Source organism: Flavobacterium sp. AED (assembly GCF_000812945.1).
Classification (GTDB): Bacteria; Bacteroidota; Bacteroidia; order Flavobacteriales; family Flavobacteriaceae; genus Flavobacterium.
Genome location: NZ_JSYM01000005.1, coordinates 71,365 through 86,705, shown reverse-complemented (window position 1 = coordinate 86,705; position 15,341 = coordinate 71,365). Strand labels below are relative to the sequence as shown.

At 33.6% G+C, this 15,341-nt stretch carries 13 protein-coding genes; 8 read left to right on the top strand and 5 right to left on the bottom strand.

Annotation, left to right across the window (positions count from 1 at the left end; genetic code table 11):
• Nucleotides 1-37: 37 nt before the first annotated feature.
• On the bottom strand, nucleotides 38-1,060 hold the full coding sequence (locus tag OA85_RS14725; RefSeq protein WP_039110573.1) for a low specificity L-threonine aldolase: 1,023 nt from the start codon (nucleotides 1,058-1,060) through the stop codon (nucleotides 38-40).
• A gap of 191 nt (nucleotides 1,061-1,251) precedes the next feature.
• Between OA85_RS14725 and prfB the strand changes: the two genes are divergently transcribed.
• Nucleotides 1,252-2,350, top strand: a protein-coding gene (gene prfB / locus OA85_RS14720; protein WP_156129473.1) for a peptide chain release factor 2 whose coding sequence is annotated in 2 segments (ribosomal slippage) — nucleotides 1,252-1,314 and nucleotides 1,316-2,350 — 1,098 coding nt in all. Because the reading frame shifts where the segments join, the coding sequence is not laid out codon by codon here.
• A 131-nt stretch (nucleotides 2,351-2,481) separates the two neighbouring features.
• On the opposite strand, the gene OA85_RS14715 is transcribed toward prfB, so the two are convergent.
• Both OA85_RS14715 and OA85_RS14710 read right to left on the bottom strand, forming a co-directional pair.
• On the bottom strand, nucleotides 2,482-3,198 hold the full coding sequence (locus tag OA85_RS14715) for a L,D-transpeptidase (protein ID WP_052257279.1): 717 nt from the start codon (nucleotides 3,196-3,198) through the stop codon (nucleotides 2,482-2,484).
• Between the two features lie 142 nt (nucleotides 3,199-3,340).
• Nucleotides 3,341-4,252 carry a phospholipase A gene (locus OA85_RS14710; protein WP_039110569.1) on the bottom strand — a complete coding sequence of 304 codons (912 nt, stop codon included), beginning with the start codon at nucleotides 4,250-4,252 and terminating at the stop codon, nucleotides 3,341-3,343.
• Nucleotides 4,253-4,437: 185 nt separating this feature from the next.
• Here OA85_RS14710 and lpxD point away from each other — a divergent pair, with 185 nt between their 5' ends.
• The 5 genes from lpxD to OA85_RS14685 all read left to right on the top strand — a co-directional run bounded on the left by lpxD (nucleotide 4,438) and on the right by OA85_RS14685 (nucleotide 10,292).
• Nucleotides 4,438-5,439, top strand: coding sequence for a UDP-3-O-(3-hydroxymyristoyl)glucosamine N-acyltransferase (gene lpxD / locus OA85_RS14705; RefSeq protein ID WP_039110568.1), 1,002 nt, complete (start codon nucleotides 4,438-4,440; stop codon nucleotides 5,437-5,439).
• 162 nt (nucleotides 5,440-5,601) lie between these two features.
• Nucleotides 5,602-7,230 carry an acyl-CoA carboxylase subunit beta gene (locus OA85_RS14700; RefSeq protein ID WP_039110566.1) on the top strand — a complete coding sequence of 543 codons (1,629 nt, stop codon included), beginning with the start codon at nucleotides 5,602-5,604 and terminating at the stop codon, nucleotides 7,228-7,230.
• A gap of 71 nt (nucleotides 7,231-7,301) precedes the next feature.
• Entirely contained in the window at nucleotides 7,302-8,903 is a 1,602-nt protein-coding gene (locus tag OA85_RS14695; RefSeq protein ID WP_039110564.1) for a S41 family peptidase, read from the top strand.
• Between the two features lie 179 nt (nucleotides 8,904-9,082).
• The gene (locus OA85_RS14690; protein ID WP_039110563.1) at nucleotides 9,083-9,718 is read left to right on the top strand and encodes a hypothetical protein; all 636 of its coding nucleotides are present in this window, start codon (nucleotides 9,083-9,085) and stop codon (nucleotides 9,716-9,718) included.
• A gap of 151 nt (nucleotides 9,719-9,869) precedes the next feature.
• Nucleotides 9,870-10,292, top strand: a complete 423-nt coding sequence (locus OA85_RS14685) for a DoxX family protein (protein WP_039110562.1) — start codon at nucleotides 9,870-9,872, stop codon at nucleotides 10,290-10,292.
• A gap of 69 nt (nucleotides 10,293-10,361) precedes the next feature.
• Here OA85_RS14685 and OA85_RS14680 read toward each other — a convergent pair whose 3' ends face one another.
• Both OA85_RS14680 and OA85_RS14675 read right to left on the bottom strand, forming a co-directional pair.
• The gene (locus OA85_RS14680; protein WP_039110561.1) at nucleotides 10,362-11,408 is read right to left on the bottom strand and encodes an AMP-binding protein; all 1,047 of its coding nucleotides are present in this window, start codon (nucleotides 11,406-11,408) and stop codon (nucleotides 10,362-10,364) included.
• Between the two features lie 6 nt (nucleotides 11,409-11,414).
• Entirely contained in the window at nucleotides 11,415-12,362 is a 948-nt protein-coding gene (locus tag OA85_RS14675) for a CPBP family intramembrane glutamic endopeptidase (protein WP_039110560.1), read from the bottom strand.
• Nucleotides 12,363-12,466: 104 nt separating this feature from the next.
• Between OA85_RS14675 and arsC the strand changes: the two genes are divergently transcribed.
• Together arsC and OA85_RS14665 are read left to right on the top strand one after the other, a co-directional pair.
• Nucleotides 12,467-12,808: an arsenate reductase (glutaredoxin) gene (arsC, locus tag OA85_RS14670; protein ID WP_039110559.1), complete on the top strand. Its 342-nt coding sequence runs from the start codon at nucleotides 12,467-12,469 to the stop codon at nucleotides 12,806-12,808.
• A gap of 81 nt (nucleotides 12,809-12,889) precedes the next feature.
• Nucleotides 12,890-15,334, top strand: a complete 2,445-nt coding sequence (locus tag OA85_RS14665) for an outer membrane beta-barrel family protein (protein ID WP_039110558.1) — start codon at nucleotides 12,890-12,892, stop codon at nucleotides 15,332-15,334.
• The last annotated feature ends 7 nt before the right edge of the window (nucleotides 15,335-15,341 follow it).

The window sequence follows — 15,341 nt, the reverse complement described above, 5'->3', positions numbered from 1 at the left end:
TAAAAACCTTAAACGTGAAATAATTATTTTTGAACTACTATACCAATTTTTGTAGTGTTTCCATAACATACGTATGCATCACTTCCCGATAATCAAGATGCGTTACAATTCTCAATTTTCCATGTCCCATAGAACTGATTGAAATATTTTTTTGTTTTAATAATTCAATTAAATTCTTTTCAATACAATTTGGAACTAATGAAAAAATCAAGATATTAGTCTCAACAGGCTCTACTGAAGCTACCCAACTTACCTTTTTTAATACTTCGGCAATTTCTTTAGCTCTTCTATGGTCTTCGGCAAGACGCTCAATATTATTATCTAAGGCGTAAATTCCGGCTGCCGCCAAATAGCCTACCTGACGCATTCCGCCACCTAGTATTTTTCGGATTCGCAACGCTCTGTGAATAGTCGCTTTATCACCCAATAAAACTGAACCAATTGGAGCTCCCAAACCTTTGGACAAACAAACCGAAATCGTATCGAATAGTTTCCCAAATGCTTTTGGATCTTGCTTTTTGACTACCAATGCATTCCAGATTCGGGCGCCATCCATGTGAAATTTCAAATTATTGGCATCACAAACCTGTTTTATTTTTTGCAAATCTTCTAATTCATAACAAGCACCACCCCCTTTATTGGTTGTATTTTCCACACAAACCAAACTCGTTAAAGGACTGTGATAAAACTCAGGATCATTAATTGCTCCAGCCACTTGTTCCGCAGTTATCATTCCGCGATTTCCATCTAATAAACAGCAGGAAACACCACTGTTAAAAGAAACGCCACCGCCTTCGTAATGATACACGTGCGCATATTTATCAGCAATTAATTGCTCGCCTGGTTGTGTGTGTAATTTTATCGCCGTTTGGTTTGCCATAGTTCCTGATGGAAAAAAAAGCCCTGCTTCCATCCCGAACATTTCGGCAACTTTAGCTTCCAGTTCAATAACAGTCGGGTCTTGTTTGTATACGTCATCACCTACTTTGGCATTCAACATATGCACTAACATTTCGCGAGAAGGTTTGGTAATCGTATCGCTAACTAAATTTATTTCCATATATATTTTTATTTTCAGTACAGACAATTCTCGAATTGTCCCTTCGTAAAATTTTTCTATTTTTGTGCCACAAAATTACATAATACCGTTTGTTAATTCAAGCTAGTTCAGTTAAAACTAATCTAAATGAATAATATAACGGCATTTTTTATAAATATTGGAAAACCGACCTATTTAATTTAATATAATTTATGACAACTACCGAACAAATAAAGGGTATTGTGGAGCGCCTTGGTGCGTTGAGGAGGTATCTTTGACGTTGATGCCAAACTAATTGAAATCTCAAACGAAGAAGAGAAAACTTTTGCTCCAGACTTTTGGAACAATGCAAAAGAAGCTGAAGTCATTGTAAAAAACCTTAGAAACAAGAAAAAGTGGATTGAAGATTACAACAAAGCTATCGAAATGACTGACGAGTTGCAATTGGCCTATGATTTTTATAAAGAAGGTGAACTTACAGCTGAAGAGTTAGAAGAACAATATTCGCTAACAGCCAATCATATTGAAGCGATTGAATTCAAAAATATGCTTTCGGACGAAGGTGATACTTTGAGTGCAGTTGTGCAAATAACCGCTGGTGCCGGTGGAACTGAAAGTTGCGATTGGGCCGAAATGCTCATGCGTATGTACATGATGTGGGGTGAAAAATACGGTTATAAAATAAAAGAACTGAATTTCCAAAAAGGAGAATCTGCGGGTATTAAAACCGTAACACTCGAATTTGAAGGGGATTATTCTTTTGGCTATTTAAAAGGAGAAAACGGCGTACACCGATTGGTTCGAATTTCGCCTTTTGACAGCAATGCCAAGCGTCACACTTCATTTGCTTCCGTTTATGTTTATCCGCTTGTAGATGACAGTATCGAAATTGATATTAATCCTGCAGATATTGAAATTACAACTTCAAGATCCAGTGGTGCGGGAGGACAAAATGTAAATAAGGTAGAAACCAAAGTACAATTGTTTCATAAACCAACAGGAATTCAAATACAATGTTCAGAAACACGTTCGCAACAAGATAACAGACAACGTGCGATGCAAATGTTACGATCTCAATTATACGAAATTGAGTTAAAAAAGAAACAGGCACAACGCGCTGACATCGAAGCTGGGAAAATGAAAATAGAATGGGGTTCACAAATCAGAAATTATGTGATGCAACCTTATAAATTAGTCAAAGATGTTCGTACCGGTTATGAAACCAGTAATGTTGACGGCGTTATGAATGGAGAAATTGATGAATTCTTGAAAGCCTATTTAATGATGATGGGACAAAAGGAAGACGAATAGTTTCCAGTATTCAGTGAGCCATTATAAGCCAAATAATAACAAAAATCCTCTTTACATTCGTTTATCGAAATGTCTGAGGGGATTTTTTAATTTTAACAGCTTGTTTTTTTAGACGTTTAATGTTGTAATATTCACAAACCGCTTTTCAAAACATTAAAATTCCCCATAATAATTGTTGGGTTTCGTTTAGAATCTAGCCAATTTACTAACAGTTTCATATTTTCTTCATCAATAGCAACACAACCAGCGGTAAAAGAAGATTTTTTGACAGCCAAATGAAAAAATATAGCACTCCCTTTTCCTTTTATAATTGGGTTCATATTGTATTCTATAACCATACAATACTTGTACGCATCATTCTTTAATAATAAATTTTCATACGATTTTGCATTCGTAGTGCCTTTCACATATGTATTGTAGTCATCCGAATTTGGATCATCTATCCATTTATCATCCGCAGTGATTTGTTGGTTTTCCAATAGTGTGTTTAGTTGTTTTTCATAGGTATATAATTTTCCTAAACGAAATATTCCTGTTGGAGACTTGCCATCGCCTTCGCGTTTATTCAGTGGCATTGCAAAACCATTTTTACCAATACCCACTTTTACAGGCTCCTGTTTTACAATCCAACGATTATCTTTTTTTTCTAAGGCGACAAAAAAAGCAGTATGACTTTCTGATTGATAATTGTAAACCACCAACAATTGTCCGCTATTTTCTAACTTACTTTTATTATGGGCAGCAATTAATAATGCATTTTTGATTGTAGTGTTATTTGTTTGAGCCTGCAGGTTAATACCAAAAAATAATACTGCAGCCAAAAACAAGAAACGGTTTGAAAAATTCATTTTATTGTGGGTATATTATTTAATAGTCAGTAAGGAAAGTTCTGTGACACTCTAAACTATATTTTACTCTCACTTACAAACATAACAAATTTATCGTTAACCCTATTTGAGTCCCGTTTTTTGAATGTGTAAATTCTAAAATCTACAACCATTCTATCAATGAAACCCCAACGCCAACAGTAGTTTGCAGATTATTATAATCGATTAGTGTTTCACCATAACCATGAGAAACTAACAAATACCCTTTCAAATTATTTTTGATGGGATACGACCAGGAAAAAGAGGAATTACCCCTTGCTTTTGAACCAAAATTTAAATTATGACTACCAATAAACGAAAATATATTCCCGTTTTTAGCATAAATGACATTCAAATCTCCCCGACCTACATATTCAGAAATATCCGGATTATCATCTTTTGCAGCAGGCATTCGTAACCAAGGTCTAACATAAACAGTCCAATTATTACGTTCAAATCCTGCATGAAAAATAACCCTATTCCAACTTCTGGAGAAGGGATCACTTTTCCCATTGGACTCATGGTTGAATGCGACACCAACCATTCGGGCTTTAAAACCAAAAATTTTAAAATTTACGGGAATATTCAAAATCAATTCCGGTTCGTAATTAACTTCTCTAAAGGGTCGTGAAAGGTTATTATTATAAATTTGCCAATGCGATATTTGTGTATAAGCAACCCATAAATCACCGCGTCCCCAAAAAATACCCTGCAAAACTTTAGTCTTAAAACTCAATTGAAATTTAGCTTCAATATTATTGTAATCAACCCCAGGAGGTGCAATATAATCAGGATCGATATTTCCTGAATGAGGTTGTTCATTTGGATTATTTGACCAGCGAACAGGTAAAACATACATGGGCTTATATGGAGTGACTAAAAATGTCCCTCTTACGGAAGTCGTATCTAATTCCCAACGTTCCGTTAGATTTCGAAGTTGTGTTTTATTGTTAAACAAAGCCTGAATCTGCGCATTTCCAGAAAAATAAGAACAGAAAAAAGTAAGAATTAATAATTTTATTGAAATTAATTTCATAATATATAAAAGTACATTAGCTAGTAAAACTAGCTGTTTATTACAGCTTTCAGTTATACATTTAAATATTTTAGTTATATAAATCCCACTTTTAATCCTGTTAAAGAATCCCGAAATATTAGGAATTATAATCTCAATTTGTTTTATTTGACGACTATAACAAAACCAAATCCAATCTACACTTAATGAAATCCTATTCCATCCAAGAAATAAATGAAATTTTAAAAGGAGTTATTGTGGGAAGCACTATCCAAAATATCACAGCTCCTGAACAACTTGAAGCAGCTAATGAATCTGAAATTTCTTTTATTGGAAACAAAAAATACGAAAAATTTTGGGTAACTTCTAAAGCTTGTGTTGCGGTTGTAAATGAGGATATTTCAATAGAACCAGGAGAAAACAGAGCTTTCATTAAGGTAAAAAATGCTGATTTAGCCATGTCGCAAGTTTTAGCTCTTTTTGCACCTCCAACTCCATTATTTAATATTGATATTCATCCCACTGCCGTTATAGATCAAACCGCGATTATTTGTAATGGTGTTAGAATTGGTGCCGGTTGTTATATAGGCCCTAAAGTTGTGCTTGGAGACAATACAACACTATATCCAAATGTTACTATTTTGGATGAATGTACCGTAGGAAAAAATACTGTAATCTGGTCTGGAGCTGTAATCCGAGAGCGTTGTCACATCGGAAATGATTGTATTATACATCCCAATGCGACAATTGGAGCAGATGGTTTTGGTTTTCGCCCTGATCCCGAAAGAGGTTTGGTAAAAATCCCACAAATTGGAAATGTGATTATAGGAAATAGTGTTGAAATTGGCGCCAATACATGTGTTGACCGAGGAAAATTCAGTTCTACCGTTTTAGGTGATGGCTGTAAAATTGATAATTTAGTCCAAATTGGACATAACAGTAAATTAGGCCGTTTTTGTATCATGGCCGGAAATAGCGGGTTGGCAGGTTCAGTAACGCTAGGAAACGGAGTCATTATTGGCGGAAGCGCTTCTATAAAAGACCACACAACCATAGGCGATGGTGCCATTGTAGGTGCTGGTTCTGGTGTTACAGGAGATATTCCTGCAGGGAAAACCATGTTAGGTTATCCTGCTGTTGAAGCTCGTGATGCATTAAAACAATGGGCTATTTTGAAAAGACTCGTAAATGAATCCAAAAGCAAATAATTATTTTTTTTATTAAATTCATAAAAAAACAGGAGGTAACTTCTGTTTTTTTGTTTTTATACCAAAATTACATCCGATTTACTTTCTATACCCATAAAATAATAAATTTTATTTCATTGGATTTTGTATTTTAGCCCAAACTATTTTTAACATTATTGCATCATGGATTTGAACTTCAACAAAAACGAAGACCACAATAAACTTTTACTTTCGGCATTGCGACAAAAATTGAGTCTGGTGAAATTGGGTGGTGGTGAAAAACGCATCCAAAAACTACACGGCGAAGGCAAAATGACAGCTAGAGAACGCATCGATTATTTGCTTGACGCCAAAGCTAAAAGCATAGAAATTGGAGCCTTTGTTGGTGAAGGAATGTATGTAGAACATGGCGGATGCCCTTCGGGTGGCGTTGTGGTTAAAATTGGGTATATCAAAGGAAAGCAATGTATTGTTGTGGCAAATGATGCTACCGTGAAAGCGGGCGCTTGGTTTCCTATTACTGCAAAGAAAAATCTTCGTGCGCAGGAAATTGCGATGGAAAATAGGTTGCCAATCATTTATTTAGTAGATAGTGCAGGCGTTTATTTGCCTTTGCAAGATGAAATTTTCCCGGACAAAGAACATTTTGGTCGGATTTTTAGAAATAATGCTCAAATGAGCAGCATGGGAATCACCCAAATAGCTGCCGTCATGGGAAGTTGTGTTGCTGGTGGTGCCTATTTACCAATTATGAGCGATGAAGCTTTAATTGTTGAAAAAACGGGAAGTATTTTCCTGGCGGGAAGTTATTTGGTGAAAGCTGCCATTGGCGAAAGCATTGATAACGAAACATTGGGCGGAGCAACCACGCATTGTGAGATTTCCGGTGTGACGGATTATAAAGCCAAAGACGACAAAGACGCATTAGACAAAATAAAAAATATAGTGGACAAAATAGGTGATTTCGATAAGGCTGGTTACAGCAGAATCAAATCGGAAAAACCAGCTTTAGACGAAAATGAAATTTATGGCATTTTGCCAAAAGCTCGAAATGAACAATATGACATGATGGAAATCATCAATCGTTTGGTTGATAATTCTGAGTTTGAAGCCTACAAAGACGGCTATGGACAAACTATTATTACTGGATATGCACGAATTGACGGCTGGGCAGTGGGAATTGTTGCCAATCAACGAAAAGTAGTAAAAACTAAGAACGGTGAAATGCAGTTTGGAGGCGTTATCTATTCCGATAGTGCTGACAAAGCCACCCGATTTATCGCTAATTGCAACCAAAAGAAAATTCCTTTGGTATTTGTTCAAGATGTTACTGGTTTTATGGTAGGATCTAAATCAGAACATGGTGGAATTATAAAAGATGGTGCTAAAATGGTAAACGCCGTGAGTAATTCAGTTGTTCCAAAATTTACTGTTATTGTAGGAAACTCTTATGGTGCCGGAAATTATGCCATGTGTGGAAAAGCGTATGACCCAAGATTAATTTTTGCTTGGCCAAGTGCGGAATTAGCCGTTATGGGAGGAACACAAGCAGCAAAAGTATTAGCCCAAATTGAAGCTTCTTCACTTAAAGCAAAAGGAGAAGTGGTAGATGAAACGAAAGAGAAGGAACTTTTTGACAAAATAAAAGCGCGATATGACGAACAGGTTTCACCATATTATGCGGCCTCCAGATTATGGACTGATGCCATAATTGATCCAATAGATACCAGAACCTGGATTTCTATGGGTATTGAAGCTGCTAACCACTCGCCTATTGAAAAGAAATTTAATTTAGGTGTTATACAGGTTTAAATCTCAAATGACAGATTTCAGAATTTAGATTGTAGTCTTCAGTGTTGAGGAAAAACTTAGGTAATTAAAACATGAGAAAAATAGTTCTATTCGGCTTTATAATGTTATTCTTTGTTCAATGTGACTCTTTAAAAAAGCACAATAAGCATTTGAATGATTTGATAGCTGAAGAGAAATTAAAATCGGATGTTGATTTTACCTATCGAAAATTACAGGAATTACACCCCAATTTATACTGGTATATCAGTAAGGAAGCTTTAGATTATAAATTCGACAGTCTAAAAGCCACCCTTACAAAACCAATAACAAAATTTGAGTTTTACAAAAAAATAAGTTCTGTGGTAGCTGCGGTGCGACAAGGACATTTGGTAGTTTATCCACCAACAAAATTAATGACAAAGAAAGAAACCAAAGCACTAATTAAAAGAGGAACGGGTCCCTTTTCGCAATTTGATTTCGACCTTTTTAATGGAAAATTATATATTACCAAAAATAAATCCTACGACAAAACCATACAGCCAGGTACAGAAGTTGTTGCTGTAAATGGGACAAAACCAAATGATTTAATTACAGAATACAATCATTATTATAGTTCCGACGGTTATAATACCACTTACAAAACTAATTTTTCAGGCAAACGTTTTTCTACATTTTTCTCTAATGAAAATGGAATTCAGGATAGTCTAAAATTTGATTTCAAATATAACGACAGCCTAAAAACGATTACAATCAAACGAAAAGCGGAAGATACTATTGGGGAGCATCTCAAAAAAATTCAAAAAAAGCTAGCGCTGAAAGATAAAACCAAATCCAAAGAAATCAGAAAAAAGAAAAGGGTTAATGGGTATTATTCCGTTGAAAAAAATTATAATCGGAACTTACATTTTTTAGAAAAAGACAGTAGTGTAGCTGTAATGAAAATTAGAAGTTTCAAAATTGGCGATTATAAAACTTTTTACAAAAAAAGCTTTAGTAAAATTGCAGCGTATCAGTCAAAAACACTTATTATCGATTTGAGAAATAATGGAGGCGGACGAGTAACTGAAATTGCCGATTTATATTCTTATCTAGCAGACTCTACTTTTGTGTTTTTAGATAAATCTGAAGTAGTTTCAAAATCAAGCTTGTTCAAAGGAGCCTACTTTAATGGAGGTTCTTTTGGGTTTAAAGCTTTAAAAACGATTTTTTCTCCAATAATATATACTTATTTACTGTTGACTGTTCATAAAAACCAAAACGGTAAAAATTACTATGCAACCCAAACTACTCCGCATAAAGTGAATAAAAAGGCTTTCAAAGGAAAAATTTATGTTCTTATAAATGGGAGAAGTTTTTCGGCTTCAAGCATTATTTCTTCAAATTTGAAAGGCTCCAAAAGAGCTTATTTTGTAGGTGAAGAAACAGGTGGCGCATTTAACGGGACTGTTGCTGGTTTTATGCCCAGAGTAAAATTACCAAATACTGACATCCAAATCCGTATTGGATTAATGTATATTGCTGCTCCTTTCAAAACAACTTTAGAAGGGCGTGGCATATTTCCTGACATGGAAATAATTCCTACAATTGAAGACCGTATAAAAGAAAATGACCCTGAAATGAATTGGATTTTGGATGACATTAAGATACGGGAAAAAGATATTTCTGAAATTCTTAAAAACAAAATGAGTTTATAAAATTATATAAACAACATTTCAACTAAATCATATAGTATTGATTAATAGTTATTTGTATCTTTACTAACTCTTTTTTAATTTTATTTAAGCCAATAAATACGAATCACCTTTACAATATCATTTTTTTCAATTCAATAAAAATAGTCACTGAGATTTGAATTATTTAATTACAAGAAAAAATGAAAAAGATTCCGATTGTATTCTTAAGTGTAATGCTTTTGGCTGTACAGTTTATTGCTGCGCAGACAATTATCCAAGATAGTGTTTCATCCAAAAAAGATAAAACAATTTATCTCGAATCAGGTATTAACCTATCCATACCAGTACACATAGAAATGTATCGCTCCCATAGATTTGAAATTGGTATAAATATAAGAGCATGGAAAAAAGTTTCACCAAAATGGGATTTGGGTATTAAAGTCGATTATGACTATTGGCTCGTCAAACAAAACTTACCAAAAATAACACCTGAAAGTACATTAACGGAGAAAACATTATACAGTAACTTTAATATATTTTCCATAAAAATTAATACTCAATATAGCTTTAGCCATAAATGGTATTGGGGAGCAGAATCTGGGGCAGGTTACGCCCTTTCGGATGCAGACAAAAAATTTGGACTTGGTTTTGTATCTGAATATGGCGGAGGGGCCCAGCAATTTGGACTTTCTTCAGCGTTCTACTTAGGCAGGTATTTTATCATTGGTAATGCTAAAAACAAACTAGGTTTGTCAATGGATTTTACTCAATTTTTAGCTCATGGTCATGCTGAAAATAGTCTTGGTCTAAAGCTAAAATACCGTTTCATCCATTAAATAGATTATTCATTTTATACCGCTATATAGAAAGAAAGTATTTAGATACTGAGCAAAAAAATAGTTTTACCACTAAAAAATTACAGACTCAAAAAATCACTTATATCTTTAAAAATTAGTAACTTAGTGTTAAATATTTAAACTATACATTATGAGCAACGTAAAAAATTTAAATAAGTGGGCAAATACGCACACTTATTTATCATTAGATTTGGTACGAATAGCACTTGGTGTTTTTTTGTTTATGAAAGGAATCTCTTTTATAACAAACATCCAATATTTACAAGACTTAATATCCCCAATTGACAAAATTGGCGGTGGAATGTTTCTGATTCATTATATTGCTCCGGCACATATGGTTGGGGGAATAATGATTGCTTTTGGTTTACTTACCAGATGGGCAATAATAGCACAATTACCCATACTGATTGGGGCAATTATTGTGAATTTTATGGGCGAAATGCATTCTCAAAACTTATTGTTAGCATTCCTAATACTTGGAATCTGTGTCTTTTTCTTATTTTACGGAAGTGGCAAACATTCTGCAGATTATTTTTTCAAGATGCAACAATAGTCAAAACTAAAAAAGCATCCTGTTCCTACAAACGGGATGCTTTTTTATGTCTGGTTATCCTGAAATTAATTAAAGGCTCTCTTGAATTTCTTTCCTTTTTATTTTTCCGTTTTGTGTTTCAATAAATTTTGAAACATAAAAGACTTCTTTAGGTTTTTCATATTTGTCTAAACCATCAAAAACAGTTTCCTCCAAAGGTTGCTTTTCACCTTCAATAATCAGCACTAATTTCTCCCCTAAAGTAGCGTCCTGAACTCCTGTAACAAAAAATCTTGAATGAATTTTATTTGATAATTTCTCTTCGATTTGTTCGGGAATCAGTTTAATTCCGCCGCTATTAATCACATTGTCAATACGACCCAAGAAAACAAATTCATTTTCATTTACTAATTCAACTAAATCATTGGTTACAATAGTTTCTTCTGAAATATTTGGCGCATCAATCACTAAACAGTTTCTTTCGTCTTGAGAAATTTTTATATTCGGTAAAACTGAGAAAGCCTTCTCTCCTATTTTCTTGGCAGCAATATGGGTGATTGTTTCAGTCATACCATACGTTTCATATCCTTTGGTACTTAATTTAGAAAGACTTTTTTCAAGTGATTTTCCCATTTTAGCGCCACCAACAATCATTTTTTTTACATTTTTTAATTCTGTCAAAGAATTTTGAGCTTGCAAAGGTACCATGGAAACAAAATCATATTTAGTTTCATTAAGCAACATCGGATGCGAAGTTGGAGCTACAAAATCCATATCCAATCCTAAAATAAAGCCTCTGACAAACATCATTTTCCCTGCAATATATTTAGTTGGCAAACAATGTAATGCTTTATCACCGGGACGTAAATCAAAAAAATCTCCGGTAGCTAAAGCCGAATTCACCATCGCTTGTTTATCCATTTGAATAATTTTTGGGCTACCTGTAGTTCCGGAAGTGTTCAATTCGATGTAGCTTTTTTTATCAAACCAATCCAATATAAAATCTCCAACCGATTTTTCATGCTCTTCCCCTTCTTTTATAAAACTGTATGCCACTCTACATAAATCTTTTCGATTCAGATGAAATCCATTCAGTTTAAAATGATTGTTTACGTTTTTATAAGTAATTGTATTCATTGGTAATTATATTGAGTTTAAATCATTAAAATTTGCTGGTTCTTCGATTTTTCCTGTCAATTTATCTTTCCAGTTTGTCCATTTGTATTTTTTACTAAAGATAAATAAAAGGATTGGGTAAATGATAACAACCGGGAATATAACATCAAAACCTGCCGAAGGCTCCGAAACATCTTTAAAAATGGAATGGGTTTGAAATGCTGACCAATCAGAAGTTACTAGTAAAGCACTTACTAAATTATTAGCCGCATGAAAACCTAAAGCTAATTCCATCCCTTCATCCATCAAGGTTATTATCCCCAGTAAAAATCCAGTCCCTACATAATAGACTAAAATAATATTTCCCATTTTAGAAACTTCAGGATTTGAAATGTGCATTGCTCCAAAAATAACAGAAGTCATCACTAAAGGGAACCATTTATTTTTAGCGAGATTGGCAAAACCCTGCATCAAATAACCTCTAAAAATATATTCTTCGGTACTGGTTTGAATGGGAATTAATAATGTCCCGATAACAACTAAAATGGCAAATGGAATGGGTTTAAAATTGATTACAAAATCACTTGGATCTGAAAAATAGAACAATACTGTTGACACAATTGTAAAAATTGACCAAATAGAAAATGAAAACAGTACTCTTTTCCAATCCATTTTTGATCTGGATGTAGTTATAGAAAGCATTGTTTGATTGTGAATGTATTTAATGACAAAATAAATTCCCACCATCGCAAAAACAAACGAAACAAGAATCAAAAACAATGTCATATTAGGCTCAAAAAACGTCATAACATCTTCATTAGAAGACGGGTACTTTTTCCCATACACAAAAGTTTCATAAAGTAATGCTAATAATAAAGGTATCTGACCTAAAAAAGAAGCGAAAATAATTACTAAAGAGCCTACAATATACTTCCAAAATTTATTCTCAGATTTCACTCCTTGTTCGATAAACATAGATTTTTGTTTTTTATATTATTAAAATTAGAGTAACAAATTTTACTTTTGTTACACTTATGAACCGAGATTAATACTCCATTTTCTTTATCAAAAAATTACTTATGATACAAATATACCACAATCCGCGTTGCGGAAAATCAAGAAACTGCTTGGCTTTTATAAAAGAATCTGAAAAAGAATTTGAAGTCATTAATTATCTTGACAACGTTCCCACTTTCGAAGAATTAAAAACAATTATTCAAAAACTAAATTTTGAACCGCTTACATTAGTGCGTCAAAAAGAAAAAATTTGGATAGAAAATTTCAAAAATAAAACAATGACTAATGACGAAATCATTCAAGCAATGGTTACTTATCCTATTTTAATTGAAAGACCTATTGTTATCAAAGGAGATAAAGCAATCATAGGAAGAGTGCTAGATAATGTAAATGATTTCATATAATTAAATTAACACTTTTTTATGATTTACACATTAAACCTAACTTAGTTTTTGTAATCTAAAAAAGAAACTAAAACTATAAAAATGCCAAAAAAATTAAAAAATCTACTTGCTCTTGCATTTATATTTACAAGCTTAATAAATTTTGCACAGCAACCCGCTCCTTCCCAAAAAGTAAAAGTTAGTGGAAAAGTTATTGAAAAAGTGAGCAAACAGCCATTAGAGTATGCCACAATTACGTTTATAAATGCCAAAAACCCAAAAGCACTTGCCGGAGGAATTACTAATGCAAAAGGAGAATATAGTATCGATGTAACACCAGGAATTTATGATGTAAAAATCGAATTCATTTCCTTCAAACCAACTGAGATCAAACAAAAAAGTATTCAAGGAAATATTGATTTAGGCACAACTGCTTTAGTTGAAGATGCCAACCAACTGAATGAAGTTGTCGTTCGTGCTGAAAAATCTACAGTAGAAATCAAACTGGACAAAAAAGTATATAACGTTGGTCAGGATATGATGGTCAAAGGCGGAACTGTTAGCGACGTTTTAGACAACGTTCCATCGGTTTCAGTTGATACCGAAGGAAATGTAAGCTTAAGAGGAAGCGACAATATTAGAATTTTAATCGACGGAAGACCTTCAAATGCTATAAACATTGCCGAAGCATTACGTCAAATCCCTGCTGATGCAATTGATAAAGTTGAAGTTATCACAAACCCATCCGCACGTTATGATGCCGAAGGAGGTTCCGGATTAATAAACATTATCCTTAAAAAAGGAAAAAATCAAGGTCTAAATGGAACTTTTATTGCTTCAACTGGTGTTCCTGAAACCTACGGATTAAGTACTAATTTGAATTATAAAACTGAAAAATTAAACTATTTTACCACTGCAGGATACAACCACAGAACAAATGAAGGCGGCGGTTTGACTAATTCTGAGTACTTTAATACTGACGGAACACCAAAAAGTTTTTTAGAGGAAAACCGTGATACTAAAAGAACTTCAGACGGATTTAACGGAAAAGCTGGTATCGAATGGGTGATATCCCCAACGACTTTTTGGACAAATTCCATTAACTACCAGAAGAATTCAGGTGATACTAGAGACTTAATCAATTATAATAGTTTTGATGCAGCTCATGCTTTTACAAACGCATCATTTCGATTGAATAATGGAAATACGGGCAGTCAAAACGTTGAATATAGTTCAAATTTAATAAAAAACTTCAACGATAAAGGGCACAAACTTACCGTTGATGGATCGATTTCTCGAAACACCGATGATAGCAATAGTCTAATAACCGCTACAAATGATTTTAATAACACCTTAAATAACCAAGTTCAAAAACAAGTTCAATTGCAAGCTGACTACGTTCTTCCAATAGGTGAAGGAAGTCAGTTTGAAGCGGGTTACAAAGGAAGTTTTGGGGATTTAAATAATAAATATTACGTTCTTGATGATCAGGGCGCAACAATTCCGAGTTTGTCAAACACTTTACAATATAAAGAAAACATAAACGCAATTTATACGCAGTATGGTTTCAAAGTAAATAAATTCTCCTATTTATTCGGGTTGCGTTGGGAAGACACCAATATCCAGGTTAATTTATTAGACACTAATGTATTCAATACTAAAAAGTACAACAACTTGTTTCCAAGTGCTTTTATTAGTTATGAAATATCTAAGCAAAGTAACTTTACTGCCAGTTATAGCAAACGTTTATCAAGACCAAGAGGGCGTTTCATGAACCCGGCAACGAATTACTCAAGTAATATTAATATTTTTCAAGGAAACCCTGATTTAGATCCGTCACTAACTGACAAATACGACATTGGATATATCAAGCGTTGGGATAAAATAACTTTTAATACTTCAGCTTATTTTGAAGATACAAAAGATGTCTTTAGTTTTGTTCGATCTCCTACAGGTGAAGATGTAAACGGAATTCCAGTTATTTTGAGCAGACCAATTAACTTAGGAAAAGAACAAAAATTTGGTTTCGAATTCACTCTAAATTACACCCCTTTTAAATGGTGGAAATTAAATAGTAATTTTAATCTTTACAATGTAAAAACAACTGGAGAAAATAGTTACACAGATGCAAATGATGTCGTTGTAACTCAAAATCTTGATAATCAAGCAAATTCTTGGTTTGCAAGAATCAACTCAAAATTAACCTTACCCCATAAAATAGATTGGCAATTAACAGCAATGTATAATGGTCCACAAAATACAGCACAAGGTAAAAACTTAGGTCAATTTGGTATGAATACAGCTTTTAGCAAAGACATTCTAAAAGATAAAGCAACAGTAGCATTTAATATAAGTGACATTTTCAATTCTAGAATAATGAAGTCTTATACTCACCTTGAAGGCCAGACATCGTATAGCGAAATGCAATTTCGTAAGCGACAGTTCAATCTTTCTTTTACATATAGATTCAATAAAGCTAAAAACGAAAGAGAAAAACAAGCGCCTAAAAACGAAAATAATGATAATGGAGGAGAATTTCCTGGATAAGGATAAG

Excerpts from the sequence above, each read along its gene's own strand:
- OA85_RS14665 (WP_039110558.1), top strand. The coding sequence starts at position 12,890 with ATGCCAAAAAAATTAAAAAATCTACTTGCTCTTGCATTTATATTTACA.
- OA85_RS14725 (WP_039110573.1), bottom strand. The coding sequence starts at position 1,060 with ATGGAAATAAATTTAGTTAGCGATACGATTACCAAACCTTCTCGCGAA.
- OA85_RS14675 (WP_039110560.1), bottom strand. The coding sequence starts at position 12,362 with ATGTTTATCGAACAAGGAGTGAAATCTGAGAATAAATTTTGGAAGTAT.
- OA85_RS14700 (WP_039110566.1), top strand. The coding sequence starts at position 5,602 with ATGGATTTGAACTTCAACAAAAACGAAGACCACAATAAACTTTTACTT.
- arsC (WP_039110559.1), top strand. The coding sequence starts at position 12,467 with ATGATACAAATATACCACAATCCGCGTTGCGGAAAATCAAGAAACTGC.
- OA85_RS14710 (WP_039110569.1), bottom strand. The coding sequence starts at position 4,252 with ATGAAATTAATTTCAATAAAATTATTAATTCTTACTTTTTTCTGTTCT.
- OA85_RS14680 (WP_039110561.1), bottom strand. The coding sequence starts at position 11,408 with ATGAATACAATTACTTATAAAAACGTAAACAATCATTTTAAACTGAAT.
- OA85_RS14715 (WP_052257279.1), bottom strand. The coding sequence starts at position 3,198 with ATGAATTTTTCAAACCGTTTCTTGTTTTTGGCTGCAGTATTATTTTTT.
- OA85_RS14685 (WP_039110562.1), top strand. The coding sequence starts at position 9,870 with ATGAGCAACGTAAAAAATTTAAATAAGTGGGCAAATACGCACACTTAT.
- lpxD (WP_039110568.1), top strand. The coding sequence starts at position 4,438 with ATGAAATCCTATTCCATCCAAGAAATAAATGAAATTTTAAAAGGAGTT.
- OA85_RS14690 (WP_039110563.1), top strand. The coding sequence starts at position 9,083 with ATGAAAAAGATTCCGATTGTATTCTTAAGTGTAATGCTTTTGGCTGTA.
- OA85_RS14695 (WP_039110564.1), top strand. The coding sequence starts at position 7,302 with ATGAGAAAAATAGTTCTATTCGGCTTTATAATGTTATTCTTTGTTCAA.